The organism is Sphingobium mellinum, assembly GCF_037860795.1.
In the GTDB taxonomy this organism is placed as follows: Bacteria; Pseudomonadota; Alphaproteobacteria; order Sphingomonadales; family Sphingomonadaceae; genus Sphingobium; species Sphingobium mellinum.
The window spans coordinates 30,090-56,102 of sequence record NZ_JBANRK010000012.1; the positions used below are offsets into that span (position 1 = coordinate 30,090).

Annotated in this window: 25 protein-coding genes; 11 read left to right on the forward strand and 14 right to left on the reverse strand. The window is 63.7% G+C overall.

Going from position 1 to position 26,013, the window contains the following annotated elements; genetic code table 11:
• Positions 1-32 precede the first annotated feature (32 nt).
• The 5 genes from sseA (at position 33) to AAC640_RS12835 (ending at position 5,006) form a co-directional block, all read left to right on the forward strand.
• Positions 33-878, forward strand: coding sequence for a 3-mercaptopyruvate sulfurtransferase (gene sseA / locus AAC640_RS12815; RefSeq protein WP_340266857.1), 846 nt, complete (start codon positions 33-35; stop codon positions 876-878).
• A complete protein-coding gene (gene metC, locus AAC640_RS12820; protein ID WP_340266859.1) occupies positions 875-2,101 on the forward strand; it encodes a cystathionine beta-lyase in 1,227 nt (408 codons plus the stop codon). Before sseA ends, metC begins: the two co-directional genes overlap by 4 nt.
• Positions 2,098-3,354: a mechanosensitive ion channel family protein gene (locus AAC640_RS12825; protein WP_340266861.1), complete on the forward strand. Its 1,257-nt coding sequence runs from the start codon at positions 2,098-2,100 to the stop codon at positions 3,352-3,354. The genes metC and AAC640_RS12825 overlap by 4 nt, the downstream gene beginning before the upstream one ends.
• Positions 3,355-3,605: 251 nt before the next feature.
• Positions 3,606-4,376, forward strand: a complete 771-nt coding sequence (locus AAC640_RS12830; RefSeq protein ID WP_340266863.1) for a TorF family putative porin — start codon at positions 3,606-3,608, stop codon at positions 4,374-4,376.
• 120 nt (positions 4,377-4,496) lie between these two features.
• Positions 4,497-5,006 carry a sterol desaturase family protein gene (locus AAC640_RS12835; protein WP_340266865.1) on the forward strand — a complete coding sequence of 170 codons (510 nt, stop codon included), beginning with the start codon at positions 4,497-4,499 and terminating at the stop codon, positions 5,004-5,006.
• Between the two features lie 30 nt (positions 5,007-5,036).
• Here the strand turns inward: AAC640_RS12835 and AAC640_RS12840 are convergent, their stop codons facing one another.
• Positions 5,037-5,453 (reverse strand): BLUF domain-containing protein, encoded by a 417-nt coding sequence (locus tag AAC640_RS12840; protein WP_340266866.1) that lies wholly within the window; start codon positions 5,451-5,453, stop codon positions 5,037-5,039.
• A gap of 247 nt (positions 5,454-5,700) precedes the next feature.
• Here AAC640_RS12840 and AAC640_RS12845 point away from each other — a divergent pair, with 247 nt between their 5' ends.
• Entirely contained in the window at positions 5,701-6,270 is a 570-nt protein-coding gene (locus AAC640_RS12845) for a PilZ domain-containing protein (RefSeq protein ID WP_340266868.1), read from the forward strand.
• A gap of 65 nt (positions 6,271-6,335) precedes the next feature.
• A complete protein-coding gene (locus tag AAC640_RS12850; protein ID WP_340266870.1) occupies positions 6,336-6,965 on the forward strand; it encodes a response regulator transcription factor in 630 nt (209 codons plus the stop codon).
• 190 nt (positions 6,966-7,155) lie between these two features.
• Here the strand turns inward: AAC640_RS12850 and recA are convergent, their stop codons facing one another.
• The 6 genes from recA to dapA all read right to left on the reverse strand — a co-directional run bounded on the left by recA (position 7,156) and on the right by dapA (position 13,343).
• Entirely contained in the window at positions 7,156-8,229 is a 1,074-nt protein-coding gene (gene recA, locus AAC640_RS12855) for a recombinase RecA (protein ID WP_340266872.1), read from the reverse strand.
• A gap of 99 nt (positions 8,230-8,328) precedes the next feature.
• On the reverse strand, positions 8,329-8,688 hold the full coding sequence (locus tag AAC640_RS12860) for a response regulator (protein WP_340266873.1): 360 nt from the start codon (positions 8,686-8,688) through the stop codon (positions 8,329-8,331).
• Between the two features lie 82 nt (positions 8,689-8,770).
• Positions 8,771-11,161, reverse strand: a complete 2,391-nt coding sequence (locus tag AAC640_RS12865; RefSeq protein WP_340266875.1) for an ATP-binding protein — start codon at positions 11,159-11,161, stop codon at positions 8,771-8,773.
• 184 nt (positions 11,162-11,345) lie between these two features.
• Positions 11,346-11,939, reverse strand: coding sequence for a DUF2062 domain-containing protein (locus AAC640_RS12870; RefSeq protein WP_340266877.1), 594 nt, complete (start codon positions 11,937-11,939; stop codon positions 11,346-11,348).
• The gene (gene smpB / locus AAC640_RS12875) at positions 11,939-12,421 is read right to left on the reverse strand and encodes an SsrA-binding protein SmpB (RefSeq protein ID WP_340266879.1); all 483 of its coding nucleotides are present in this window, start codon (positions 12,419-12,421) and stop codon (positions 11,939-11,941) included. Before smpB ends, AAC640_RS12870 begins: the two co-directional genes overlap by 1 nt.
• 43 nt (positions 12,422-12,464) lie before the next feature.
• Complete coding sequence (gene dapA, locus AAC640_RS12880) at positions 12,465-13,343, reverse strand: 4-hydroxy-tetrahydrodipicolinate synthase (RefSeq protein WP_340266881.1); 879 nt, start codon at positions 13,341-13,343, stop codon at positions 12,465-12,467.
• A gap of 107 nt (positions 13,344-13,450) precedes the next feature.
• Here dapA and AAC640_RS12885 point away from each other — a divergent pair, with 107 nt between their 5' ends.
• Positions 13,451-15,553 carry a lytic transglycosylase domain-containing protein gene (locus AAC640_RS12885; RefSeq protein WP_340266976.1) on the forward strand — a complete coding sequence of 701 codons (2,103 nt, stop codon included), beginning with the start codon at positions 13,451-13,453 and terminating at the stop codon, positions 15,551-15,553.
• Positions 15,554-15,573: 20 nt separating this feature from the next.
• Positions 15,574-16,059 carry a transcription elongation factor GreB gene (greB, locus tag AAC640_RS12890; protein WP_340266883.1) on the forward strand — a complete coding sequence of 162 codons (486 nt, stop codon included), beginning with the start codon at positions 15,574-15,576 and terminating at the stop codon, positions 16,057-16,059.
• Between the two features lie 9 nt (positions 16,060-16,068).
• Here the strand turns inward: greB and AAC640_RS12895 are convergent, their stop codons facing one another.
• The 4 genes from AAC640_RS12895 to aspS form a co-directional block, all read right to left on the reverse strand.
• Positions 16,069-16,254, reverse strand: coding sequence for a hypothetical protein (locus tag AAC640_RS12895; RefSeq protein ID WP_340266885.1), 186 nt, complete (start codon positions 16,252-16,254; stop codon positions 16,069-16,071).
• A 78-nt stretch (positions 16,255-16,332) separates the two neighbouring features.
• Positions 16,333-17,655: a methyl-accepting chemotaxis protein gene (locus AAC640_RS12900; protein WP_340266887.1), complete on the reverse strand. Its 1,323-nt coding sequence runs from the start codon at positions 17,653-17,655 to the stop codon at positions 16,333-16,335.
• Between the two features lie 83 nt (positions 17,656-17,738).
• Entirely contained in the window at positions 17,739-18,521 is a 783-nt protein-coding gene (locus tag AAC640_RS12905) for a polyphosphate kinase 2 family protein (protein WP_340266889.1), read from the reverse strand.
• 91 nt (positions 18,522-18,612) lie between these two features.
• Positions 18,613-20,397: an aspartate--tRNA ligase gene (gene aspS / locus AAC640_RS12910; RefSeq protein ID WP_340266890.1), complete on the reverse strand. Its 1,785-nt coding sequence runs from the start codon at positions 20,395-20,397 to the stop codon at positions 18,613-18,615.
• 128 nt (positions 20,398-20,525) lie between these two features.
• Between aspS and rnd the strand changes: the two genes are divergently transcribed.
• A complete protein-coding gene (gene rnd / locus AAC640_RS12915) occupies positions 20,526-21,692 on the forward strand; it encodes a ribonuclease D (protein ID WP_340266892.1) in 1,167 nt (388 codons plus the stop codon).
• A gap of 171 nt (positions 21,693-21,863) precedes the next feature.
• Here the strand turns inward: rnd and AAC640_RS12920 are convergent, their stop codons facing one another.
• The 3 genes from AAC640_RS12920 to lepA form a co-directional block, all read right to left on the reverse strand.
• Complete coding sequence (locus AAC640_RS12920) at positions 21,864-22,562, reverse strand: hypothetical protein (protein WP_422794993.1); 699 nt, start codon at positions 22,560-22,562, stop codon at positions 21,864-21,866.
• 151 nt (positions 22,563-22,713) lie between these two features.
• Complete coding sequence (locus AAC640_RS12925) at positions 22,714-23,100, reverse strand: PH domain-containing protein (protein ID WP_340266893.1); 387 nt, start codon at positions 23,098-23,100, stop codon at positions 22,714-22,716.
• 149 nt (positions 23,101-23,249) lie between these two features.
• The gene (gene lepA / locus AAC640_RS12930; protein WP_340266895.1) at positions 23,250-25,055 is read right to left on the reverse strand and encodes a translation elongation factor 4; all 1,806 of its coding nucleotides are present in this window, start codon (positions 25,053-25,055) and stop codon (positions 23,250-23,252) included.
• A 184-nt stretch (positions 25,056-25,239) separates the two neighbouring features.
• Here lepA and AAC640_RS12935 point away from each other — a divergent pair, with 184 nt between their 5' ends.
• Positions 25,240-26,010 (forward strand): CsgG/HfaB family protein, encoded by a 771-nt coding sequence (locus AAC640_RS12935; protein ID WP_340266896.1) that lies wholly within the window; start codon positions 25,240-25,242, stop codon positions 26,008-26,010.
• Positions 26,011-26,013: the final 3 nt, after the last annotated feature.

The window sequence follows — 26,013 nt, forward strand, 5'->3', positions numbered from 1 at the left end:
GAAAGGCACGAACGATATCGAAGAGAGGCGGCATGGACATTCTCGTTTCCACCGAATGGCTCGCGCACGAGCTGGGCAATCCCGATCTGGTGATCCTCGACGCCACTCTGTTTCTGCCGGGCACGCCGCGCGACCCCCGCGCGGAATATGAAGGCGCGCATATTCCGGGCGCGGCCTTCCTCGACCTGCCGACCCTTGCCGATGCGGATGATCCGCGCCCCGGCATGCTGCCCGGCGACGCCTTAATGACCGAACGCTGCCGGGCCCTGGGGATCAACAGCGACAGCCGCATCGTCGTCTATGACAACAGCCCCACGCACAGCGCCGCGCGCGGCTGGTGGATGATGCGCCTCTATGGCGTGGGCGCATCGGCCGCGATCCTGGACGGCGGCCTGCCCAAATGGCTGGCCGAAGGGCGGCCGACCGAGACGGGCTGGCCGGTCATCGCGAGCGGCGATGTCACGGCGCGTCGCGATCAGCGGCAGGTCAGGACCAAGCAGGATCTGCTCGCCAATCTGGAAAGCGGCGAGGCACAGGTTCTCGACGCGCGCGGCGCCGCCCGTTTCACGGGTGAGGAAAAGGAGCCGCGGCCCGGCATGGCGTCCGGCCATATTCCCGGATCGCGCAACATCCCCTCTTCCTCCCTGTACCGCGCCGACAACAGCATGAAGACCGGGGCTGAACTGCGTGCGCTGTTCGACGCGGCCGGCACTGATTTTTCCGGCCCGATCATCACCAGCTGCGGCAGCGGCGTCACTGCCGCCATCCTGCTCGCGGGGCTGGAGCTGCTCGGCAAGACCGACGTGACTCTCTATGACGGCAGCTGGTCGGAATGGGGGCTGGACCCGGCGACGCCCAAGGCGACCGGCCCGGCATGAACCGAAAGGACGGCAAGGAAGATTCGCGCGGGCCGCTGACGAAGCTGGCGCAGGCCGGCCGCAAACGTGAATGGACTGGCATACCCGGCCAACCCGGCGGCATTGTCAGCCCGCCCGTCTGGCGTGCGTCGACCATCCTCTATGACGATGTCGCGCATCTGCGCCGCGCGGCCGGGTCCAGCACCCATGAACGGCTTTTCTACGGCCGCAAGGGCACGCCGACGGCCTGGAGCCTCGCCGACGCGCTCACCGAAATGGAGCCGGGGGCGGAAGGCACGATGCTCTTTCCTTCGGGGGTGGCCGCCATCGCCTGCGCGCTGATGGCGGTGCTGAAACCCGGCGACCAACTGTTGATGGTCGACAGCGCCTATGACCCCACCCGCAATTTCTGCGACAAAATGCTGAAAAGTTACGGTATCGAAACGATATATTATGATCCGCGTCTCGAAATCGACTCTTTTCGCGACCTCGTTCATGCAAATACCCGCGCCATCTTCCTAGAAAGCCCTGGCAGCCTCACCTTCGAAGTGCAGGACGTGCCGGCGATCACCGCCCTGGCGCGGGAGCGCGGGATCGTGACGCTGATCGACAATACCTGGGCAACGCCGCTCTTCTTTCCCGCGATGGCCCATGGCGTCGACATCGCGATCCTCGCCTGCACCAAATATATAGTCGGCCATAGCGATGTGATGCTGGGGTCGGTAACCGCCACCCCGCCGCTGTTCCCCGCGATCCGTCAGGCGGCCTATCTGTTCGGCCAGATGACCAGCCCCGACGACGCTTGGCTGGCGACGAGAGGCCTGCGCACGCTCGGGGTCCGCTTGAAGCAGCATCAGGACAGCGCGCTCGCCATCGCCCAATGGCTTGAGCAGCAGCCCGACGTGGCGCGGGTGCTGCATCCCGCGCTGCCGTCCTGCCCCGGCCATGACCTCTGGCGGCGCGACTTCACGGGGTCCAGCGGCCTGTTCAGCTTTGTGCTGCGGGGCGGCGATGAGCAGGCGCGCGCGGCGCTGATCGACGGCCTTGTGCATTTCGGGATCGGCTACAGCTGGGGCGGCTTCGAAAGCCTTGCCCTGCCGGTCGACCCCGCCCGCTATCGCACCGCGACCCGATGGCAGGCCGAAGGACCGCTGGTCCGATTGCAGATCGGGCTGGAAGATCCCGCCGACCTCATCGCCGACCTCGAAGCCGGTCTCGCCCGCTTCGGCGCGGCGCGGGGATGAGGCAGCTTTTCCCGCAAATGCTGGGACTGCTGCTAGGCGATCCGGCGATCGTCCACCCGTTGGCCGCGCTCGCGCTCGCGGCGCTCATCTTTCTAGCCGCGGACGCGATCGCGCATATCACAGGGCCGCGCCTGCGTCGGCGCGCGCGTCCGCTTGGCGACGCGCTCGCGGGTCATTTGCGGCCGATCCTCCGGCACGCAACGGCCAGCGGACTGCTTGCGCTGGCGGTCGCGCTCTGGCCGGTCGGCGTACCGGCGCATCTGGCGCTGGGCGGCGCACTCGCGCTGGCGCTCGCCCTGCTCGCCACCCACATATTGCGCAGCCTCGCCATTCCCCGCTGGGCCGTCGTGCCCCTGGCCCTGCTGATCTTCGTTATGGTCCTGTCGGGCAGCAGCGGTGGCTTTGCCCCGGTTGCCGACATGCTGGACGGCGTCGGTATCGATCTTGGCAAGCGGCGCGTGACCCTGCTCGGCCTGTTCGGCATGGCCGCGACCTGCGTCGCGCTGTTCGCGATGGTGCGCCTTGCCAACCGCATCGTCTCGCGCAGCATTGAGCGGGCCAAGGGCCTGGACGCCACGCAGAAGCTGCTTGCGCAGAAGCTGGCGGCGATCACCGCTGTGGTTGTCGCCTTTTTCGTCGGCATCGACCTGCTGGGCATCGACCTGACCGCCTTCGCGGTCTTTTCAGGCGCGCTTGGCCTTGCGGTCGGCTTCGGTCTGCAAAAGACGTTCGGCAACCTGATCGCCGGCATCATCCTGCTGATGGACCGGTCGATCAAGCCGGGCGATGTCATCGTCGTGGGTGAAAGCTTCGGCTGGGTGAACAAGATCGGGGTGCGCGCGGTGTCGGTCATCACCCGCGACGGCAAGGAACATCTGATCCCCAACGAGAAGCTGATGACGCAGGAGGTCGAAAACTGGTCCTATTCCGATCGCAACGTCCGCGTCCGCATTCCGGTGGGGGTCAGCTATGACAGCGACCTCAAGCTCGCGCAGGACCTGATGCTGCGGGCGGCGCAGGAAAGCCCCCGGGTGCTGCGCAATCCCAAGCCCAATGTCTGGCTGACCGGCTTTGGCGACAGTCGCGTCGAACATGATATTCTGGTGTGGATCAGTGATCCCGAAGCCGGGCTGGGCAGCGTGAAATCCGATGTCCTCAATCGCGTCTGGATACTGCTTCGCGACAACGGCATCACCATCCCCTACCCGCAGCGCGTGCTGCACCAGGCGGACACTGCTGCGCCGCGACAATAGGCTGCTTCTTTTCCCAATTGCGGCAAAATTGAGAATGGGCGGCGCGCTCTGCCGCATTAGTGCCGGCTTTTGTTGCAGAGTGGCAACATATCCGAAGCAAACGTCACGCTTTGGCAATAATATCTTGTGCAGCGCAGCGGCGCCCGGCATTTGTCCGCTGTCCAGGCGACCCGGCCCGCCCGTTGGGGAAGAGAGTTCGGAACCCTGACGCAGGTGGGACCATCGCAGACCAAAAACCCAAGGGGAATTCTATGCGTAAGTCCATTCTCGGCCTCTCGGCCGTCGCTCTCGTCGCGCTCTCGGCTCCGGCTTTTGCCCAGGACCAGGCCGCGCCCGAACTTACCGTCACCGGCAATGCCGCCGTTGTCACCGACTATCGCTTCCGCGGCATTTCGCAGACCGACAAGCGTTTCGCGCTGCAAGGCGGCATCACCGTCACCCATGCTTCGGGCTTCTATGTCTCGACCTGGGGTTCCTCGATCGATGAGTATGTCGCCAATGGCAGCGACCAGGAACTCGACCTGATCGCCGGCTATTCCAAGACGATCGGCGCTGCTACCTTCGATGCCGGCGTGCTGTATTACTACTATCCGAATTCGGGCGGCGTGAACTCCGACTTCGTCGAGCCCTACGCCTCGATCAAGGGCACCTTCGGCCCGGCGACCGCCAAGTTGACCGCAAACTATTCGCCCAAGCAGCACGCGCTGTCCTATGGCGTCAATGCGCGCGAAGACAATCTGTATGTCGCGGGCGACCTGTCGGCCAGCATCCCGAAGACGCCGCTCGGCGTGTCGGCCCATCTCGGTCACAATTTCAGCCGCAGCTACCTCTCCTTCGGCGAGAAATATACCGACTGGAACGTCGGCGCCACCTACACATGGAGCCATCTGACCTTCGGCGTGAGCTATGTCGACACCGACAAGGACTTCCGTTCGACCTACACGACGGCCGGTGGCGCACTGCGGACGACCCGTAATCTGTCCAAGGCTGGCATCGTCGGTTCGATCACCGCCTCTTTCTGAGGCATCCGGAATAACAGGAGGGGATGGGCCGCGATCCACAGGATCGCGGCCCGTCTTCTTGTGGCGGCCATCCCGTCATAATAGGTCGCCTGTTCCGATGAGCCTGCGTATATAGCATCCATGTCCGCCCCGATGCTGTTCCTGATCTTCCTGGCCACGGTCGCCGCGATGGAAGGCTTTGCCTATGTCATGCACCGCTGGGTCATGCATGGTCCGGGCTGGTTCCTCCATGCCAGCCATCATCGCCCCCGCATCGGCCGGTGGGAAGCGAACGACCTCTATTTCGTGATCTTCGCCATGCCGTCCATCCTGCTGCTGCTGGGGGGCGTGCAATGGGGCTGGGGGAATTGGGCGACTGCCTGCGGAGCGGGCATCGCGGCCTATGGCATGATCTATCTCGGCTTCCACGACATCATCGTTCATCGCCGCATCGCACACCGCTATGTTCCGCGCTCGACCTATATGAAGCGCATCGTGCAGGCGCATCGGCTGCATCACGCGGTGGAAAGTCGCCGACACTGCGTCAGCTTTGGGTTCCTGGTCGCGCCACGACCTGACCTCTTGAAGCAGCAGCTTGCCAATAGAGAAGGCGGTGCATTGCGTGCGTCTGCGGGCAGAAAGGGCCGCTGACCGCGGCGCCCGGCCGGCGATCGCCAGCGCTCAGCCGTTTCCCTCGGTAGCGAAATCGGCCAACATTTCGGCAAGTGCCTCCGCGCCGTCGTCGCTGCCCGCCAATGCCGCCGTGAGGGCATCCTGGACCTTCGAAGCCACGAACCGCGACGGCCCCGCATAAGCGAGCGACCATGTCAAAAAGCGGCGATGGTCATACGGGCCTTGGGCTATGGTGCGAATGTCATGATGGCGCGGGTCGCGCATTATACTTTGCTTGAGGGCGGCGATGCCCCCGGCAGGGCCTTCAAGATGCTGGGCGAAGCGCTGGCCTGTGAAAAGAAGCGCGCCTGTGACACCCAGGGCCGCGTTGCGCGTTACCGAAATGTCAATGATCGCTCGTATAATGTTGGCAGCGTCTGCCTGAGGCAGATCTGCCGAGCTGATATACATCCATCTTTCTAGCATGAGCACTTATTATAAGTGCGTACAAGAAGAGTAAAGGCGGGACGCAGGTGGGACCGTTTCCGGCGCCCCGCCTTTCCTTCCTGCCGGTCCCCGGGGGAGGAGTCCGGCTGATCGAAGAGCGTTTGTTCTAGCACGGCATGGTTAAGCGGCAATTAGGCTGTTTATCGTATAAACACGACATCGCATTGACCTTTTCATTAAGCTGTGCGCGCTAGAGCGGCGCTCCGGTTTCAATGGAGGTCAACCTATGTTTACCCCCGAGTGCGCAACATCCGATGTTCAGGAAGTAGGCGGCGACAAGCGCAGGCACCCTCGCAAGACGGTGTTCAAGTCCGCGCTCCTTTATCCGGTCCTGAAGGAAGCGAGCCTCACCATCGCCAACGTTTCCAGTCATGGGGTCAGCGGCCGCAGCGCGCTGGACTTGAACCTGCGAGAACATGTCCATATCAGCTTCAATTCGGAAGATTATCTCACCGCGGAAGTGCGTTGGACGCAAGGCGAGCGATGCGGGCTGCTGCTGGAAGATCCACTATTGTGGCTTGCCGACCAGCCCACCCTGATGGAGCAATTGGCAGCCGATCAGCTGCCACGGGAATCGCGCATGTCGGTGGACATGCAGGCGAGAGTGGTGACTTCGGCGCCAGTCATGGTCGGGACGATCCGAAACATGTCGGCAGAGGGCATGATGGTGGAAACGCACGGGCTGAGGGAAGGGACGCGACTTCTGGTGAAAAGCCGGGACCGCCGGATTCGCATGGGCCGCGTTCGATGGTCAAGCAGCGGCATGGTCGGTCTGTTCTTTGAGGGCGGAATCTGACATCAGAACGCAATCGCAACTAAATGCGTTGTCGCACGTTCAGGGCTGTGGAAGAGGAATGGCGATTGGCCTCATGCCTGAAATACCCTGTCTTCGTCGTGCTGGGCGATTCCGAGGTGCGCCGGCTGCTGGTCAAGACGCTCTCTGCCACTGGCTATGAGCCCACTCCGTTCGTCAATGGCAGCGACTTCATCCAGTCTCTCGAATTCCTGCCTTCGGGCGTGGCGATCGTCGATTTGCAGCTGCCGGACATGACGGGACTCGCGGTTCTCGAGGGCGTGCTTTCCCGGCGGAGGGATATCCCGCTCATCATGACGGCATCGGCGACGGACCTGAGGACCGTGGTTCAGGTCATCAAGAAGGGCGCCGACGATTTTGTCGAGCAGCCATTTGCCAGAGAGGCGTTGTTCGCGACGATCGCGCATGCATGCGCCCTGGTTCCCGGCCGCTCGGAGGATCACAAGCGCAGGGTTGCCGCTGAGAAATGCGTGCGGAGCTTGACTGCGCGGGAACGGGAAATCCTTCAGGCCGCGCAAGTGGAACCGGACAGCAAGGCCATCGCCGATCGCTTCCATCTCAGCCTGAGGACTGTTGAAACTTATCGGACACGCATCATGAAAAAGTGCGGCGTCAGGCGGTTTGCGGACGCTATTTCTCTGTGCAGCTTGGTGCAGGACAATCTTCCACGGCCCTAGAGACATGCCGCTCGGCAACTATGCGCAACAGGCCGGTATTCCGTCCGGCGCTTGGGGATAGCGCATCTTCCCCGGGCAAAAAGCCCGCCGCGGCTATCCGCGAGCAGGCCTTTGATTCCTTGACGCTGGCTAAGGGCGGGAACCGCGTTGTCGTACGGCAATCGACCCGGTCGGCCAGACAGATCAGCCCTTATTCGCCATCATCTTCCGCTTCGGGGCCGGCCATCATACCTTCGGCGACCTCTTCAGTCTTGCCGCGGATCGCGCGCTCCAGACGTTCTGCCATTTCGGGATTTTCCTTGAGGAAGGTCTTGGCATTTTCGCGACCCTGGCCGATGCGGACGGAGTCGTAGGAAAACCAGGCACCCGACTTTTCGACCACGCCGGCCTTGACGCCCAGGTCCAGGATCTCGCCGATCTTCGAGATGCCCTCACCATACATGATGTCGAATTCGACCTGCTTGAATGGCGGCGCGACCTTGTTCTTGACCACCTTCACGCGGGTTGCGTTGCCAACGATGTCGTCGCGATCCTTGATCTGGCCGGTGCGGCGAATGTCGAGGCGCACCGAAGCGTAGAATTTGAGCGCGTTGCCACCGGTCGTTGTTTCCGGATTGCCATACATGACGCCGATCTTCATGCGGACCTGGTTGATGAAGATCACCAGGCATTTCGAGCGCGAAATCGATCCGGTGAGTTTGCGCAGCGCCTGGCTCATCAGGCGCGCCTGCAGGCCGACATGACTGTCGCCCATCTCGCCTTCGATTTCCGCGCGCGGCACCAGCGCCGCGACCGAGTCCACCACCAGCACGTCGATGGCGTTCGAACGGACCAGTGTGTCGACGATCTCCAGCGCCTGCTCGCCCGTGTCCGGCTGCGACACGATCAGCTCGTCGATGTCCACGCCCAGCTTTTTGGCATAGGCAGGATCAAGCGCATGTTCCGCATCGACAAAGGCCGCGATGCCGCCGGTTTTCTGCGCCTCTGCGATTGCATGCAGGGCGAGCGTCGTCTTGCCCGAGCTTTCCGGCCCGTAAATCTCGATGATGCGGCCACGCGGCAATCCACCGATGCCAAGCGCGATATCGAGGCCCAGAGATCCGGTCGAAACCGCCTCGATCTCGATCTTCTCGCGACTGCCCAGCTTCATGGCCGAACCCTTGCCAAAGGCGCGGTCGATCTGGGAAAGGGCCGCTTCCAATGCTTTCTGTCTGTCCATTGTCCCTGTCTTCTTGGAATCGATGAGTGAGAGCATTGCTGTCATCGGCCTATCCCCTGTCAAGCGGAAGCGCCGATAAAAGGCGGCGCATGGCCACCGTGTATCCTTTTTGTTCCTTGGGAACAAGGGGTGAACGGAAATTTCCTATTCGGCTGCAAGCACCTTGTTGAGCGCCCGTTCCACCGCACCGATCGTATAGGGCTTGGCCAGGGTCGGCCGATCGGCATGGCTCGAGGGTACATCATCGGCCATGCCACCGGTTGCGAACACGAAGGGAATGTCGTTGTCCGCCAAAATGTCCGCGACCGGCCAGCTCTTTTCGCCATGCAGATTGCAATCGAGCAAGGCTGCGTCGAAGCCGCCCTTGCGCGCATGATCGCAGGCTTCGTCCAAAGAAGCAGCAATAGCATGAAGGCGGTATCCCAGCGTGTCGAGATAATCCTCGAGCATCATGCCGATCATCGCTTCATCCTCGACCACCAAAATGGTCTTGCCGTCCGACATGCTGCGTGTCCCCTTCGTTACGCGCACCGCTATATTATCATCGACGCGTCGACCAGCCCAAACGCCTGATCGCTGGAGAAGTTCATTCCGCCGCGGGCCGCATCGCCAGCGCATCGCGGGCTGCCTCCGCCAGCTGGCTGACGGAAAAGGGCTTTGGCAGGAAGGCGACGTTGGCGATGTCGATCGACTTGCGCAGCTGTTCCTCGGCATAGCCGGACATGAACAGCACGGGCAGGTCGGGATGGCTGTTCCGCGCCCGCGCCACCATGGATGGACCATCCATGTTCGGCATGACGACATCGGAAATCAGCAGGTCGATCTTCTCATCGCCGGCCAGCACCTCCAGCCCCTGCTCGCCATCATTGGCGGTCAGCACCTTGTAGCCCTGTCGCGACAAGGCCCGTTCGGCGACGGCGCGCACCATATCCTCATCCTCGACCAGCAGCACTGTGCCGCTTCCCCAAGTCTCGCTGCGCTTGACGGGAAGTTTGGGCTGCGCGGCCTGTTCTATGTCGGCGCCCTGATAGACGGGCAGGTAGATGACGAAGCTCGCGCCCCGGCCGACTTCCGATTCGGCGAAGATGTAGCCCCCCGACTGCTTGACGATGCCGTAGACCGTCGACAGACCAAGCCCGGTGCCTTTGCCCAGTTCCTTGGTGGTGAAGAAGGGCTCGAAGATTTTCGAGAGGATGTCGGGTGGAATTCCCAGGCCCGTGTCCGACACGCGCACGGCTGTGTAATCGGCGGCGGGCAGGATTTCCTGTCGCATCTCGCGCACCTTGCCGGCCGGCACGGCATAGGTCTGGATGTTGAGCGTGCCGCCTTCGGGCATGGCGTCGCGGGCGTTGACCGCCAGGTTGACGATCACTTGTTCCAGCTGCCCCGGATCCGCGCGCACCGCGCCCAGATTGCGGCCGTGGCTGACCTCCAGCCGAACGCTCTCGCCCAGCAGGCGCTTCAGCAGGTTCGATACGTCGGCGACAATGTCGGGCAGCTGCAGCACCTGCGGCCGCAGTGTCTGCTGGCGCGAAAAGGCGAGCAACTGGCGAGTGAGGCCCGCGGCGCGGTTGCTGTTCGACTTGATCTGCTGGATGTCGTCATAGTCGCTGTCGCCCGGCGTGTGGCGCATCAGCATCAGGTCGCAATGACCAATGATGGCAGTCAGGATGTTGTTGAAGTCATGCGCCACGCCGCCGGCGAGCTGGCCGATCGCCTGCATCTTCGTTGCCTGCGCTACCTGACGCTTGAGCTTGCTTTCCTCGCTATTGTCCTTGAGGCTGAGCAGCACGGCCGCTTCGCCGAGACCCCGGACGCCGGCCAGACTGAGCGCGGTGGGCTCGTCAGGCTCGCTGCGCATCCGCACGGCGATGTCGCCAGACATTTGCGGGCCCACGGCAAAGCGCCGCACGGCATCGGCCACCGCCGCCTGATCTTCCCGGACCACAAGGTCGCCGGGATAGCTCGGCTTCTCGCCGCGCCGGAGGCCCGCCGCACGGGCGAAGGCATTGTTGAGGAACAGCACGCGTCCGTCCCGGTCCGCCATGGCAAGGCCAAAGGGCAGCAGCGACAGCAGCGTCTCGATGTACGAGAGCGCCGATGTTCCGCCCGCGCTGCCCGCCGGCTCGTCGATCAGCAGCAGCAGCATCGGTCCGTCCTGGCCGCCACCGTGCGATCCGGCCATCTGCGGGGTCCGGCGGAGGGGCACCTGCAACAGCCGCAGTGGCAGGCCGCCCTGTTCCTCGCGCGCCAGGAACAGCCGCCCCTTGTCATCCACGCGCATATGGGCGGCGAAATCGCGACCCGTGATGTTGGCGTCGATCCGCCCGGCGGCGCGCAGCAGAAAGGCGCCATTGGCGGCGCGAATGCGGCCTTCACCGCCGATCATTGCCGCCATGATGCCGGCCTCGCCCATCTGCCGACCGGCCTCGCCGGTCAACAGACGATGGACATCGTCAAGCGCGCTCGGCTGGCGGACAGGCGTGAAGCGCCACAGCAGATAATCCTCCGACCGGCCGGTCCGACAAATATGAAGGTCAAGGCGCAGCGCCCCCTGCCCCATGCCATCGACCCGCGCCTCCCCGTCCCGCCAGGCGCCGCGCGCGGCAGCGGCCAGGCTTTCGGCCAGGCCCGGTTCGGCGTTCAGATTGGGCGGTGCCGGGAAGCCGGGGAACCACTCGCCGAACAGATCGCTGGCACAGACCAACCGCCCGGCCCTGTCCGTTACGGCAATGGCCATGCTGGACGCATCGGCCGCCGCGCGGGTGATGGTCCAGTCGGGCATCGTCTCACCATCGGCGATCTCGGCTGGATAGAGCCGGCGATACCAACTGAGCAACGCCGCCACCGCTATCACCGTCGCGGCAAAGCCGGCCCCCAGCGCCTTGTCGCCGACGACATAGATTACCAGCGCGGCCGACAGCAGCGCCGCAAGAATGAGCAGCGGCAGGGCAAGTCGCGGGGGCGAATTGCCCATCCACGCTTCTTCATCCCTTTTCGCGCGCGCGGCCATTACCGGCGTTCCCCTCAAACGACGTTGGACTGAAGACCGTTGCGTTAAATCAGACGCAGGCCGCACGCTCCAGTTTTTTGTTCCGCCCCGGTGCGAGCAAGAACCCGAAGCCGAGTTTGGCACAGCATGCTTCCAGGGTCGCCGGTCATCAGACGGAGGCGATTTCTTCCAATGCGCTGTTTTCGTGGGGCTTGCCAATCCTCAATTTGCGGGCATGCCATTTCCGACCCATGCGATGGCGCCAGACCCAGTCGGCAAGGAAATAGCCGATCACCGCCACGACAACGGAAATGATCGCGAGGCCGAAAAGCATCGCGGGCGCGGCTTCGGAAAAGAGCCAGGCGAACCACTGACGCATCGACGCATGATCGTTCACCAGCGCCATGAATGTGGACGCATCTGCGGTGCGCCCCAGCATCCAGTTGCCGACATAGACCGACGCCATGAGGATCAGCGGCGTCGTCGCCGGATTGGACAGGAATGTCATCGCCGCGGCGATGGGGATATTGGCACGGAAAGGAAGCGCCAACAGCGCAGCTCCGGCAATCTGGATGCCGGGAATCATCAGGAAAATGCCCACCAGCAATCCGAGCGCGACGCCGCGGGGCACCGACCGGCGGGTGAAGCGCCAGAGCGAAGGTTCCAGCACGCGGTGGGCCACGGGCGCAATGAAGCGGTTATGTTCCAGCGATTCGCGCGTCGGAGCGTTGGCGTGCCACCAGCGTGTCAGCCTGTTGTCCATCAGCGGTGCGCCTTCATGATGCGCTGCTGGTCGCGCTTCCAGTCGCGTTCCTTGATCGTGTCGCGCTTGTCATGGGTCTTCTTGCCCTTGGCGAGCGCCAGTTCGACCTTCGCCTTGCCCCGGCTGTTGAAATAGATGGATAGCGGCACCAGCGTCATGCCCTTGCGCTCCACCGCGCCATGCATCCGCGCAATCTCCCGTTCGTGCAGCAGCAGCTTGCGGGGACGCTTGGGCTCATGATTATAGCGGTTGCCGTGGCTGAATTCGGGGATGTTGCTGTTGACCAGCCAGACCTGGTCACCCTTCACCTCGGCATAGCTTTCCGCGATATTCCCCTCGCCGAAACGGAGCGATTTTACCTCCGTGCCCTGGAGCGCGATGCCGGCCTCGAACACGTCCTCCAGAAAATATTCGAAGCGTGCGCGCCGGTTTTCGGCGACGATCTTCTTCTTGTCGAACAGTTCGGGACGGGGGCGGGCCATGGACTTAGACTAACTCACTTTATTAGATAGTACCGCCGGCCCTTTAGACCAGTCCCGCAATTTCCAGCGCCCGGTCCACCGCTGCGCGGCTCGATTCCGACGGCCAGGTAATTGGCAGACGAAGCTCGCCCGGCATGTCGGCGCGCACACGGGTTAGCGCATATTTGACAGGGCCGGGTGAAGAATCGCTGAACAGCGCATCATGCAGCGGATAGAGACGATCCTGCAGCGCAAGCGCGCCATTCCAGTCGCCCGAAGCGCAGGCCGCCTGGAAATTGGCGCACAGCTTGGGCGCGACATTGGCCGTGACGGAGATGCAGCCCTTGCCCCCCATGGCATTGAATCCCAGCGCGGTTTCGTCATTGCCGGACAGCTGGCAGAAATCGCCCCGGGTAGCGAGGCGTTGCGCGGTGACACGCCCCAGATTTCCGGTGGCGTCCTTTATCCCGACGATCGTTTGATATTCCTCGACCAGCCGGTGGATGACGGGCACGCCAATGTCGGTGATGGTGCGGCTCGGAACATTGTACAGGACAATGGGCAGCTCGCACCGCTCCGCCAGATAGGCGAAATGCTGATAAACCCCTTCCTGGTTGGGCTTGTTGTAATAGGGCGCGACGACCAGCGCCGCATCCGCCCCGGCAGCCTGCGCCGCATACATATGTTCGAGCGCGATCCGCGTATCATTGGAACCGCAACCGGCGATCACGGGAACGCGGCCCGCCGCTTGGTTGACGCAGATAGCGACGACGCGATTATGCTCTTCCACCGTCATGGTGGCGCTTTCGCCGGTTGTGCCACACGGGACCAGCGCGCTCGAACCTTCCGCAATCTGCCAGTCGACCAGCGACCGGAACGCCGCCTCGTCCACCGCGCCGTTGCGGAAGGGGGTGATCAGCGCCGGAATCGACCCGGAAAACATGCAAAAACTCCTTCAATTCACCGGGAATCCGGGGCACACTGTCGAGATCAGGACGACGGCGCGCTATAGCGCGTCATTCAGGGCCTGATAAGGATGGATTTACGATGATGTCCAGTCCGCTGTCGCCGCGCCGCCTCGAAACAGCCATGGGTCATATGCCTTTGATCGCCTTTCTTCTTTTGACTGCCAGCGCGAGCGCGCAAACTGGGGCAGAGCTGGCTCCGGCCACGGCGCCCACACTTTCTGGCGCCATGGTGCAGCCGCTGCCTGGCGCGACTCAGATCGGCCAGGCCGGCCAGCCGAGCCAATGGAATCAGATCAGCGGCCGCATCGGCATGCCGAGCGATCCGACGATCGCCGCGACGATCAGCCAGTGGCGCGCCCTGCAGCAGAGCGATGGCCTGGGCTTTTCCACCTATGCAAGCTTCATCCTTGCCAATCCCGGCTGGCCCGGGGAGGACAGGATGCGGCGGCTGGCCGAAACCAGCATCAATCCCAACAGCTATGACCCGCGTCAGCTCACGGCCTTCTTCGCCCGATTCCCCGCGCGCACCGCGACGGGCCACGCCCGCAACGCCATGGCGCTGATGCAGATGGGCAGGATGAACGAGGCGCGAGTGGCCGCGCGCCAGGCCTGGGTCGGCGGCAGCCTTGCGCCTGACGACGAGGCGCGGCTGTTATCGCTCTTCGGCTCGGGCTGGACCAGCGCCGATCATGACCAGCGCGCCGACATGCTGCTATGGGGCAACGACATCGCCGGGGCGCAGCGCATGCTGGCCTATGTCACGCCAGCGCGCCGGCCGATCTATGAAGCGCGGATCGCGTTCCGGCAGAAGGCCCCCGACGCCGACGCGCGGATGCAACTCGCCGAAGGGATGGGCGCGACCGACGCCGGCTTCATCGCCGACAAGGCGACCTGGCTGCTCAACACCGGAAACTGGGTTGGCGCGCGTCAGTATCTCGCCAATCGCCCCGCGCTGACATTCCGGCCCGGCAACGCTGAAAAATGGTATGAGACGCTGCTGACCCACGCGAAGGCGGCAGCGAACGATAGCCAGTGGACCTTCGCTTATGGCATCGCCAGCAAACTGGACGATGCCTACGCACCCGGCACCGATGTCAGCAGCCGGCCGATTGGCGAGCGCGACGATTATACCAGCCTCGCCTGGCTGGCCGGTTCGACCGCCTTCTACAATCTCAACCGGCCCAGCGACGCAGCCGGGATGTTCCGCCGCTACGCGGCCGCGGCCAAATCGCCCCAGACGCAGTCGAAGGGCTACTACTGGGCTGGCCGCGCCTCATTGGCGGCCGGCGACCCCGCGACCGCCAACAGCTATTTCGCCCAGGCGTCGGTCTTCCCCGACCAATTTTACGGCCAGCTCGCCCTCGAACGGCTCAGCCGCCCCGTCCCCGCCCCCGCCGCCATCGAACGGCCGAGCGAAATATCGGTCGCCACCCGTGCCGAATTCAACAACCGCTCGGTCGTCCGGGCGGTCCGCGCGCTTGGCCAGATGGGCTATTGGGAGGATCAGAGCAAGTTCGCCCGTGCCATCGCCAACAATGCCGACAGCGACAGCGATCATTTCCTCGCCGCCGAACTGGCGAAGAGCATCGGACGGCCGGACATGGGGGTTATGGTCGGAAGGCGCGCCGTATCCAGCGGCCTCACGGGCTACGGGGAAAGCGCCTTTCCGCGTGTGCCGGTGCCGCCATCGGCGCAGTCCAACTGGACGATGGTCCATGCCATCGCCCGGCAGGAAAGCCAGTTCGACAAGCAGATCGTCAGCCATGCCGGCGCGCGCGGTCTGATGCAGCTAATGCCCGGCACGGCGCGCGAACAGGCAGGCAAGCTTGGCCTGGGCTATGATGCCGGCTCGCTCAATGACCCGAGCTACAACATCATGCTGGGATCGGCCTATTTCCAGCGGCTGCTGGACTATTATGGCGGCAGCTATCCGCTGGCGGTCGCCGCCTATAATGCCGGCATGGGCAATGTAAACCGTTGGCTGGCAACCAATGGCGATCCCCGCATGCCGGGCGCGGACGTGCTGCGCTGGATCGAGCAGATCCCGATCTTCGAGACTCGCAACTATGTGCAGCGGGTGCTGGAAAATGCGGTGGTCTATGAGGCGATGAACCCGGAGCGCGCCCGATTCCGTGGCACGACCACGCCGCTTTCCAAATATCTGGGCAAGCAGACACCTGGCTAGGATGTGGCTATGGATAGGGCATGAATATGCCTTATCCCAACTATATCACGCCCGAGGGCTTTGCGAGGCTGCGCGCCGAATATGACCAGTTGCTGGGCGTCGAGCGCCCACGCATTGTCGAGATCGTCAGTTGGGCGGCGGGCAATGGCGACCGCAGTGAGAATGGCGACTATCTCTATGGCCGCAAGCGCATGCGCGAAATCGACGGCCAGTTGCGGCGCCTGTCGAAGAAGATGAAGGACGCCAAGGTCGTCGACCCGCGCCAGCAGCCTGACCGAAGCAAGGTCTTTTTCGGCGCCACCGTCACAATAGCGGACGAGGAGGATCATCATCGCACAGTCACCATTGTCGGCAATGACGAGGCGGACGCCAGCGCGGGGCGCATCGGATGGGGTTCGCCGATCGCCCGCGCGCTGCGTGGCGCGGTTGTGGGCGATCTGCGCCGCGTAACGCTGCCGGTGGGGGAAAAGGAATATGAGGTGACGGCGATCAGCTATCCCGATTAGGAAAGCGCGTTATTCATGGGGGCGCATCGCCCGGTTCAGACTTTCCATCACCTCGCCGATCGGCTCCACCACCGTGACGCTGCGCCCCTCGCCAAAGCGGATGCGCGTCCCATCATTGACCGAAGAGACGAAGGTGACCTGCGCGGCGTTGATGGCGGTTTCGGTCCGGTCGGCGCCCACGAACATGACGAGCATGGCAGTCCTCTCCTTATCTTGTAGGAAGGGGAGCCTAGCGCCCTTTTCGGCGGAATCCAGCCGTTTGTGCGAGGCCGCTCAGTCGATCTGGATCGACCGGATGAAGAGGCCGGCGCGCGCGTCCAGCCTGTGCGCTTCCTCCGCCAGCCGGCTGGCGGCTTGACGCATGTCACGCGCGCTATCGACCGCGGCCCCCGCGTCGTCGCTGATCCGCGCGGCGCTGACGCGGACATGCTCGGTCGATTGCCCCGCTTCGGCGACACTGCCGGCGACTGCGCGGCTGAAGGCGCCGTGCCGCGCCACGGCGTCGAACACCGAAGCTGACAGCCGGTCCGCCGTAGCGATCGCCGCGTCCATATGGGCTTGTCCTTGTGCGACCTGACCGACGGTTGCTCGGATATGCTCAATCCGGCCGGCGATTTCCGCCGCCGCCTCGCGGGTCTGGCCGGCAAGCGACTTGACCTCGCGCGCGACCACGGCAAAGCCCTGCCCCGCCGCTCCCGCACGCGCGGCCTCAATCCCGGCGTTAAGCGCCAGCGTCGATGTCGCACGGGCAATCGCGTCGATAAGCGCCGTGACTTCTCCGATGCCGTTCGCCTGTACGCTCAATGCCTGGGTATGGACCGTTCCAAGGCGCGCCTGCTCGACCGCCGATCCGATTGCGGCGCCGGCAGCGCGCACCTCCTCCTCGATCGATTCGAACAGTCGGGCCAGTTCCGTGGCCGACGCGGCGATGCCGCCCAGATTATCGGCGGTCTGCGCCGCCGCCACCGCCATGCCGGCCGATGCCTGGCCATTGTGGCCCGCACGTTCCCCCGCTTCCTGCGCCAGGCGCGAAAGCATGTCCGCGACCCCCACCAGGCTGGCGATCAGCGCTTCGATGTCGCGGCGGAAGCTGGCGCTTTCCCGCGTCACCCGTTCCAGCCGTTCGAGCCGGGCGGCCGCCACCAGCGCATCCCGCTCCGCTGTCAACTTCAGCAGCAGCTGGCCCCCGACAACCCCAGCATAAAGACCCGCCTCCACCACGATCAGCCCCTCGCATCCCTGGCCCTGCGCGGCGTAAAGGTCGATGAGCGCCTCGATGGACGCACTGCGCTCGACCGACGCGCAAGGGCGGACATGGCCGTCCAGCCGCCCGCCGAAGCTGGGATTGCGCAGCAGCGCGTGACCGAAGGGATTGAACAGGATCTGGCGCATGTCCCGCTCGTAGATCGCGCCGACCGGCCGACCTTCATGGTCGATGACCGGCAGCATCCGCAGCGTGGCGTCCAATTGGAACTGATCCACCGCCTCGCTCAATGGCCTGCCCAGCCTGATGACCGGGCTGTCAGCGACGAAGGGCAGACCCTCCAGCGCGCAAGGGCGGGATGGAGAGCGGGCGATGGACCGAAAGGCGTTCATGACCGCCGATTAGAACAAGAGTGGTAAACGCGCCGTTAGGCTTTTGTGACACTTTGATGAAAAACGGCTGATTTCCAACGTTGTCAGACGTCCCTATAGCCAAAAGCCTGTGCGGCCAGCTTCACGACTTCGGGGTCAGGATCGGGAAAATCCATCGGCACCATCTTTTCCAGCCGCTTGGCGACATATTTGAGCGCGGCGATGCGCCCCGCCTTGCGGTGGTTGTTGTCGATGACATGCCAGGGCGCCGCCTTGCTGTCGGTTTTGTCGAACATATCCTCCATGGCGTCGAGATACTCCGCCCGTCGCGCGCGATTGCGATAGTCTTCCGATCCGGTCTTCCACCGCTTCCAGGGCGTGTCCAGCCGCTGGGCCAGTTGCTCGTCCTGCGTGTCCTGGGTGATATGGACGAACAGCTTGACGATGTTGGTGCCCGCGTCGACCTGCTGCCTTTCGAAGGCGTTGATCTCGTCATAGGCGCGCTTCCATTCGTCCTTGGAACAGAAGCTCTCGACACGCTCCACCAGCACGCGGCCGTACCAGCTGCGATCGAATATCGCGATATGCTTGCCAGCAGGCAGGCGCGTCCAGAACCGCCAGAGGAAATGATGGTCCCGTTCCTCTTCGCTGGGCGCGGCGATCGGCCAGACGCGATAATAGCGCGGGTCCCATTCAGCGGTCATCCGCTTGATGATGCCGCCCTTGCCCGCCGCGTCCCATCCTTCCAGCAGGATGACGCTGCGCCGGTCATGGATGATATGCGCCACCTGGATCTTGGCGAGACGGAGCTGGAGCGCTGCCAGTTCCGCGTCATAGTCGCCCTTGAACTTCGCACCCTTTTCGTAGTCGGCCAGGTCGATCGACATCCGACTCTCCCGCACAACAAAGCCCTGACCCGGTGTAGGCGCCGGGACAGGGCTTTAACAAGCGTGTAGGCAAAGGATCAGCGCCGCGAGGTCAGACCTTCGCCTGCGGCTCCACCACGCGGATATGCAGTTCGCGCAATTGTTTGAGTTCGGCCGGGCTGGGCGCGCCCATCAGCAGATCCTCCGCGCGCTGGTTCATCGGGAACAGGGTGATCTCACGCAGGTTCTGCGCTCCGCAAAGCAGCATGACGATGCGGTCAACGCCGGCGGCCATGCCGCCATGCGGCGGCGCGCCATATTGGAACGCGCGGTAGAGACCGCCGAACCGCTCCTCCACATCCTGCTGCGACAGGCCGACCTTCTCGAACGCCTTGACCATCAGTTCGGGCGACTGGTTGCGGATCGATCCCGACGCGATCTCATAACCGTTGCAGACCATGTCATATTGATAGGCGTTGATGGTCAGCGGGTCCTGATGGTTAAGCGCATCCAGCCCGCCCTGCGGCATGGAGAAGGGATTGTGCGCAAAGTCGATCGACTTGGTTTCCTCATCATATTCATAGAAGGGGAAATCGACGATCCAGCATAGTTCGAACCGATCCTTGTCGATCAGGTCAAGCTGCTCACCCACGCGGATGCGCGCCAGACCCGCCAGCTTGGCCGCCTGGCTTTCCTTGCCCGCCGCGAAGAACACGCCGTCATTCTGACCAAGCCCCAGCGCCTCGATCAGCTTCGCGGTACGATCCTCGCCATGATTCTTCGCGATGGGGCCGCCGGGCACGCCATCCTTGATGTTGATATAGCCCAAGCCCGAATAGCCCTCGGCCCGCGCCCAGTTGTTCATTTCGTCGAAGAATTTGCGGCTGCCCGCGCCCGCGCCGGGCGCCGGGATCGCGCGGATCACGCTGCCGCTCTCCACCAGCGACGCGAAGATGCCGAAGCCGCTCTCGTGGAAATGCTCGGTCACGTCGGTGATGACGACCGGGTTGCGCAGGTCGGGCTTGTCGCTGCCATATTTCAGCATCGCTTCGGCATGGGGGATGCGCGGAAAGCTGCCCGCCGGTGTCACCGGCTTGCCGTCGGCGAATGCTTCGAACACCTGCGCGATCACCGGCTCCATCGTACTCCACACATCTTCCTGCGTGACGAAGCTCATCTCCAGGTCGAGCTGGTAGAATTCGCCCGGGAGGCGGTCGGCGCGCGGGTCCTCGTCGCGGAAGCAGGGGGCGATCTGGAAATAACGATCGAAACCCGCAACCATCAGCAGTTGCTTATATTGCTGCGGCGCCTGTGGGAGGGCGTAGAATTTGCCGGCATGGATACGGCTCGGCACCAGGAAGTCGCGCGCGCCTTCCGGGCTGCTCGCAGTCAGGATGGGGGTCGAATATTCGGTGAAGCCCGCCCCTTCCATGCGGCGGCGCATGTCCGAGATGATCTTCGTCCGCTTCACGATATTGGCGTGCAACGTCTCGCGGCGCAGGTCCAGGAAGCGGTAGCGCAGGCGGATGTCCTCGGGATAGTCCTGCTCGCCCGCGACCGGCAGCGGCAGGTCGGCGGCGGCGGACAGCACGACCGCGTCGTCCGCGCGAATTTCGATCTCTCCGGTAGGCAGATTGGGATTCACCGCCTCCTTCGCGCGCGCCACGACCTTGCCTGTCACGGTCACCACGCTTTCCGCGCGCAGCGATTCGATCACCTTGAACACCGGGCCGTCCACTTCGGTGACGATCTGCACCATGCCATAATGGTCGCGCAGGTCGATGAAGACCAGGTCGCCATGATCGCGCTTGCGATGAACCCACCCGGACACACGCACCACATCGCCCACCTCTGCCGTCGTAAGGGCGCCGCAAGTGTGGGTGCGATAGGCGTGCATGGCGTTTCGATCTTTCAGCTTCGTTTTACGGAAATGACAAAGTGCTGCGGCCCCGCTATGGGCGAGCATGTCAAGCATTGACGAGCCCGCCGAGGCGCGGGCCTGCCCATAATAAGATCGAAGACCATATGCAAATCCATCCGCTGATTACCGACAGCAAGACTCTCGCTTCATTTTGTGCCCGTATCGCCCAATCGCCCTATATCGCCATCGATACGGAGTTCATGCGCGAAAACAGCTACTGGCCCGACCTCTGCCTGGTGCAGGTCGCCGATGATAACGAAGCGGCCGCCATCGACCCGAAGGCTCCGGGCATCGACCTTACTCCCCTCCTCGACCTGATGGTCGATAATGAGGATGTGCTGAAGGTCTTCCACGCTGGCGGGCAGGACCTGGAAATCATCTACAATCTGACCGGCAAGACGCCGCACCCGCTGTTCGATACGCAGATCGCGGCGATGGCGCTCGGCCTTGGCGAACAGATCGGCTACGGCAACCTGGTTGACGCGTGGCTCGGCGTGCAGCTCGACAAGGGCGCGCGCTTCACCGACTGGGCACGCCGCCCGCTCGACAAGCGGCAGATCGATTATGCGATCGGCGATGTCACCTATCTGATCCAGATCTTCCCCAAGATGCTCGAAGAGTTACGCCGCACCGGCCGGGGCGACTGGCTGGACCAGGAAATGGAGCGGATCAGCGACCCTTCCAATTACGAAAACAAGCCCGAGGAAGCGTGGCAGCGGGTTCGGATCGCCAGCCGCAAGGCCGATGTGCTGGGGCGTTTAAAGGCGCTAGCCGCTTGGCGCGAGATCGAGGCGCAGGACAAGAACCTGCCGCGTGGGCGCATCGTGAAGGATGAGACGCTGGCCGACATCGCCAGCCATCCGCCCCGCGCGCAGGAAGATCTGGGCAAGGTGCGCGGCCTGTCCGCCACCTGGAAGACGAACGATATCGGCGCCCGCCTCATGGCGGCGCTGGGCAAGCACACGCCGCTCGGCAAGGACGAAATGCCCGAGCGCGACCCCAAGCGACCGGGACTTGGCAAGGATGGCGCGCTGGTTGCCGATCTGCTCAAGCTGCTGCTCAAGATCAGGTCGCGCGACATCAACGTGGCAGCCCGGTTGCTCGCCCGCAGCGACGATATCGACGCGCTCGCCGCCGGCGTTCGCGATGGCCTCTCCATCCTCGAAGGCTGGCGCTACGAACAGTTCGGCCGCGATGCCGTCGATCTGGTTGAAGGCCGCCTCGCCTTCGCGGTCAAAAATGGCCGTCTCAAGATGACCCGGACGGAATAGGGGCCATCGCGACACGCGCCGACGCCTGCGTGGCCGAAGGCGCCGACCCCGCCACGCCCCCCGTGTCGACAAGCCCACGAAACAGGGGCGCAGCTGCTCGCTTCTTCCCGCGGCTCTACTCCGCGCCCCTGATTCGGCGCTGGGACGGGCCGGGAAGCGCATGCCTCCCCTTCAACATTCCAGCCCGACCAGCGTCCCGCTGCCGATCCGGCCGACATGGCGCTTGCCGTCGATCTCCAGCCAGTCCGGTGTGACTTCCAGCCGCCGGCCCCTGATCGTGGTGCGCAGATGCTCCACGGCGATGCGGTTCCGTGCGACGATGCGCAGGACCGCCATGCCATCGCCGCGTGTCGCCATGACGCTGTAGCGATCACCCCGCAGCAGGAAATGCCAGCTGCCGTTGCTCGGCAGCCATTCATTGCCATCGATGATCTGCACCGGCTGTTCGTCCAGCCCGCCCATACGCAGGCTGATGCGCGTGGCTCCGTTACTGCGTCGCGGCGGCGCGAAGATGAGGATGGGCTCGCCTTCCAGCATCAGCGGAATGGGCGTGTCGCGCAGCTGCCGCGATCCGCCCAGGATCAGCGTCGGCAGTTCCGCTGAAAAAGGGAGGCGATCACGCGCGAAATGCCGCTGGCGCACGACCGGATTGGTGTGGAAGCCATGCACCTGCGTCGTCGTCAGCCGCCCTTCCTCGACCAGCCCGTGGCAGGTCGGGCACAGCAGCGTTGCGCCCGGTCCGTCCGGCAGCCGGAGATAGCGATAGATGGTCACGCCGCATCGGACACAGGCAAATCCGCATGCCTGTCGAATGTCCTCGCGTTGCTGCACGGACAGGTCCCGCAGCGCCGTCATCACTGGCAAGGCCATGAACGACAACCCCTTGCAAGCGCCGTCCCGCGTCATTGCGGTCGGCGTTACCTTAAGAGGCGTCCTTCCCAAGGAGTGGGCTCCTGCAGGGCCCATTTGCTACACTATCGTTAAATTGCTTCGGCGCCGTCAAGGGGGCGGGCAAAATCTCTCAGCGCTGGGGCAGCAGGTCGAGGTTGCGGGAAGCGGCGATATGACGGATCCGCCCGGGCCGGGGCATCGACTTGATCGCGATTTCCGCCATGTCGCCTGCGCTGAACAGCTCGATATTGCCGACATCGAAGATGCGCTGGCCCAGTGTCTGGGTGATGCGCACGCTGCGGATGCTGGACAGCGCGATTTCGGTGCGTTGCTTTGCCAGGATGCCGCGCTCCATCAACACTTCGCGGTCGCTCAATGCCAGCCGCTCGCCCCTGGTCCTGATCCACCAGACCGCGATGGCCAGCATGCCGACCACCGACACCAGCAGCAGGATGAACAGGAAGGGATGCGCCCGGAACATCGCGGGATGTTCGTCATACAGCCAGGTCTCGGTCATCAATGCCCTCTTGCCGGTTGGGCGGACAACATCATGGATGGTGCGGCCTAGTCAATCCTTGCGCGAGACTGTCGTCGGCCTCGGGTTCCTGCTTCGCCGCCTGTCCTCCTTGAAAGAGGGGCAGAACGCCGACGGTCAGCGGGTGGGCCTCAGCTTTCGTCCCCCATACGCAGCGCGGCGATGAAGGCTTCCTGGGGAATCTGGACGCTGCCATATTCGCGCATCCGCTTTTTGCCCTCTTTCTGCTTCTCCAGCAGCTTCTTCTTGCGGGTGATGTCGCCGCCATAGCATTTGGCGGTCACGTCCTTGCGCATCGCGGCGATGGTCTCTCGCGCGATCACCTTGCCGCCGATCGCCGCCTGAATCGGGATCTTGAACAGGTGGCGAGGGATGAGGTCCTTCAACCGCTCGCACATATGCCGCCCGCGCGCTTCCGCCGCGCTGCGGTGCACGATCATGCTAAGCGCGTCGACCGGCTCGTTGTTGACAAGGATGCTCATCTTCACAAGGTCGCCCTCGCGCGTGCCGATCTGATGATAGTCGAAGCTGGCATAGCCGCGACTGATCGACTTCAGCCGATCGTAGAAATCGAACACCACTTCGTTCAAGGGCAGCTCATAGGTCACCTGCGCGCGCCCGCCGACATAGGTCAGGTTCTTCTGGATGCCGCGCCGGTCCTGGCAGAGCTTCAGGATGCTGCCCAGATATTCGTCGGGGCAGTAGATCACGGCTTCGATCCACGGCTCCTCGATCATCTCGATATGGTTGGGATCGGGCATGTCGGCCGGGTTGTGCAGGTGGCGCACCGTCCCGTCCTTCATGTGCATTTCATAGACCACCGACGGCGCCGTGGTGATGAGGTCGAGATCATATTCGCGGGTCAGTCGCTCCTGGATGATCTCCAGGTGCAGGAGGCCCAGGAAGCCGCAGCGGAAGCCGAAGCCCAGCGCCGCCGACGTCTCCATCTCGAACGAGAAGCTGGCGTCGTTGAGCCGCAGTTTGGAAATGCTGTCGCGCAATTTCTCGAAATCATTGGCATCGACCGGGAACAGGCCGCAGAAGACGACCGGTTGCACTTCCTTGAAACCCGGCAGCGGCGCCCTGGCGGGGTTCTTGACCGTGGTGATCGTGTCGCCGACGCGGGTCTGGCTGATATCCTTGATCTGCGCGGTGATGAAGCCGATCTCTCCGGGCCCAAGTTCCGGCAGCGTCTCGATCTTGGGCCGCATGCATCCGACGCGGTCGATCAGATGTTCGGTGCCGCCGATCATGAACTTGATGTTCTGGCCCTTCTTGATGACGCCGTTGACGACGCGGACCAGAATGACGACGCCCAGATAGGGGTCGTACCAGCTATCGACCAGCATCGCTTCCAGCGGGGCGTCGCGATCGCCCTTGGGCGGCGGGATCTTGGCAACGATCGCTTCCAGCACCTCGTCGATGCCGATGCCGGACTTGGCGCTTGCCAGCACCGCTTCCGACGCGTCGAGGCCGATCACCTCCTCGATCTCGGCGCGCACCTTTTCCGGTTCGGCGGCGGGCAGGTCGATCTTGTTGAGGACGGGCACGATCTCATGGTCATGCTCGATCGACTGGTAGACGTTGGCCAGCGTCTGCGCTTCCACGCCCTGCGCCGCGTCGACGACCAGCAACGCGCCCTCGCAGGCGGCCAGCGACCGGCTCACTTCATAGGCGAAGTCGACGTGGCCCGGCGTGTCCATGAGGTTGAGTTCATAGGTCTCGCCATTTTTCGCGACATAGTCGAGGCGCACCGTCTGCGCCTTGATCGTGATGCCGCGCTCCTTCTCGATATCCATATTGTCGAGCACCTGCGCGCTCATCTCGCGGTCGGTGAGACCTCCGGTGCGCTGGATCAGCCGGTCGGCCAGGGTCGATTTGCCATGGTCGATATGGGCGATGATCGAAAAATTGCGGATATGCGAAAGGTCGGTCATGGCTGCGCGCCCTAGCAGCCATTTACCGGCCTGTCAGCAGCATCGCGTACCTGCCCGGCCTGCCCACTATAGCAGCCAAGCCTGATGCTCGCTTGAACCGCGCCATTCTTGTGGTAGAGCTTGGGCCAACACAGGGTGGCCAGACAACAAAGCAGACATCAGCAACTTTCAGGGGGTGCATGCCATGCGCACGTTCACGTCTTTCATCGCCGCGGCGGCCGTTCTCGCCGCCACGGCTTCGCCGGCCGCCGCTGCGGACAAGGGCTCTTCCGCCCGTCAGCAGCAGTCCAAGAAAACCGCGGAAATCCCGCATTGCACCCGTCGGCTGGGCACGGTCGCCATCGTCGAACCCGATAATCAGTGGTGGCGCGAGCTGAACCTGGGCAGCCCGGAGGCCATCCTCAAGGTCTTCATCCAGCAGTCGGGCTGCTTCGGCATCGTCAATCGCGGTCGCGCCATGGCCAGCCGCAACCTGGAGCGCGCGATGGCGGACTCCGGCGAATTGCAGGCCGGATCGAATCTGGGCAAGGGCCAGGTCAAGGCGGCTGATTATTATCTGCAGCCCGACATCGTGTCGTCCAACAAGAATTCGGGCGGCAACGCGCTCGGCGGCATGCTTGGCGGCTTCCTGGGCGGCCGCACCCTTGGCGCGCTGGCCGGCGGCATCTCGATCAAGAAGAGCGAGGCCAATGTGACGCTTTCTATCGTCAACGCCCGCACCACCGAGGAAGAGGCGCTGACCGAGGGCTATGCGCGCAAATCGGACCTCAGCTTCGGCGCGGGCGGCGGCGCCGGCTGGTGGGGCGGTTTCGCCGCGGCCGGTGGTGGCGGCTACCAGAATACAGAGATCGGGCAAGTGATCGTGCTCGCCTATCTCGACGCCTATACCAAGCTGGTGACGCAGCTGGGCGGCCTGCCCGCCAACCCGGCGGCCGCTGCCCCGCGCGCGCAGTAAGGG

Bases quoted from the DNA above. Each gene is read 5' to 3' on its own strand.
- lepA (WP_340266895.1), bottom strand. From the start codon at position 25,055: ATGACCGACCTTTCGCATATCCGCAATTTTTCGATCATCGCCCATATC.
- AAC640_RS12925 (WP_340266893.1), bottom strand. From the start codon at position 23,100: ATGACCGAGACCTGGCTGTATGACGAACATCCCGCGATGTTCCGGGCG.
- AAC640_RS12885 (WP_340266976.1), top strand. From the start codon at position 13,451: ATGTCCAGTCCGCTGTCGCCGCGCCGCCTCGAAACAGCCATGGGTCAT.
- smpB (WP_340266879.1), bottom strand. From the start codon at position 12,421: ATGGCCCGCCCCCGTCCCGAACTGTTCGACAAGAAGAAGATCGTCGCC.
- dapA (WP_340266881.1), bottom strand. From the start codon at position 13,343: ATGTTTTCCGGGTCGATTCCGGCGCTGATCACCCCCTTCCGCAACGGC.
- recA (WP_340266872.1), bottom strand. From the start codon at position 8,229: ATGACAGCAATGCTCTCACTCATCGATTCCAAGAAGACAGGGACAATG.
- AAC640_RS12825 (WP_340266861.1), top strand. From the start codon at position 2,098: ATGAGGCAGCTTTTCCCGCAAATGCTGGGACTGCTGCTAGGCGATCCG.
- AAC640_RS12865 (WP_340266875.1), bottom strand. From the start codon at position 11,161: ATGGGCAATTCGCCCCCGCGACTTGCCCTGCCGCTGCTCATTCTTGCG.
- aspS (WP_340266890.1), bottom strand. From the start codon at position 20,397: ATGCACGCCTATCGCACCCACACTTGCGGCGCCCTTACGACGGCAGAG.
- AAC640_RS12905 (WP_340266889.1), bottom strand. From the start codon at position 18,521: ATGTCGATCGACCTGGCCGACTACGAAAAGGGTGCGAAGTTCAAGGGC.
- AAC640_RS12870 (WP_340266877.1), bottom strand. From the start codon at position 11,939: ATGGACAACAGGCTGACACGCTGGTGGCACGCCAACGCTCCGACGCGC.
- AAC640_RS12835 (WP_340266865.1), top strand. From the start codon at position 4,497: ATGTCCGCCCCGATGCTGTTCCTGATCTTCCTGGCCACGGTCGCCGCG.
- AAC640_RS12920 (WP_422794993.1), bottom strand. From the start codon at position 22,562: ATGGCCTTGCCAGTGATGACGGCGCTGCGGGACCTGTCCGTGCAGCAA.
- metC (WP_340266859.1), top strand. From the start codon at position 875: ATGAACCGAAAGGACGGCAAGGAAGATTCGCGCGGGCCGCTGACGAAG.
- AAC640_RS12895 (WP_340266885.1), bottom strand. From the start codon at position 16,254: ATGCTCGTCATGTTCGTGGGCGCCGACCGGACCGAAACCGCCATCAAC.
- sseA (WP_340266857.1), top strand. From the start codon at position 33: ATGGACATTCTCGTTTCCACCGAATGGCTCGCGCACGAGCTGGGCAAT.
- AAC640_RS12845 (WP_340266868.1), top strand. From the start codon at position 5,701: ATGTTTACCCCCGAGTGCGCAACATCCGATGTTCAGGAAGTAGGCGGC.
- AAC640_RS12830 (WP_340266863.1), top strand. From the start codon at position 3,606: ATGCGTAAGTCCATTCTCGGCCTCTCGGCCGTCGCTCTCGTCGCGCTC.
- AAC640_RS12840 (WP_340266866.1), bottom strand. From the start codon at position 5,453: ATGCTAGAAAGATGGATGTATATCAGCTCGGCAGATCTGCCTCAGGCA.
- greB (WP_340266883.1), top strand. From the start codon at position 15,574: ATGAATATGCCTTATCCCAACTATATCACGCCCGAGGGCTTTGCGAGG.
- AAC640_RS12935 (WP_340266896.1), top strand. From the start codon at position 25,240: ATGCGCACGTTCACGTCTTTCATCGCCGCGGCGGCCGTTCTCGCCGCC.
- rnd (WP_340266892.1), top strand. From the start codon at position 20,526: ATGCAAATCCATCCGCTGATTACCGACAGCAAGACTCTCGCTTCATTT.
- AAC640_RS12900 (WP_340266887.1), bottom strand. From the start codon at position 17,655: ATGAACGCCTTTCGGTCCATCGCCCGCTCTCCATCCCGCCCTTGCGCG.
- AAC640_RS12860 (WP_340266873.1), bottom strand. From the start codon at position 8,688: ATGTCGGACGGCAAGACCATTTTGGTGGTCGAGGATGAAGCGATGATC.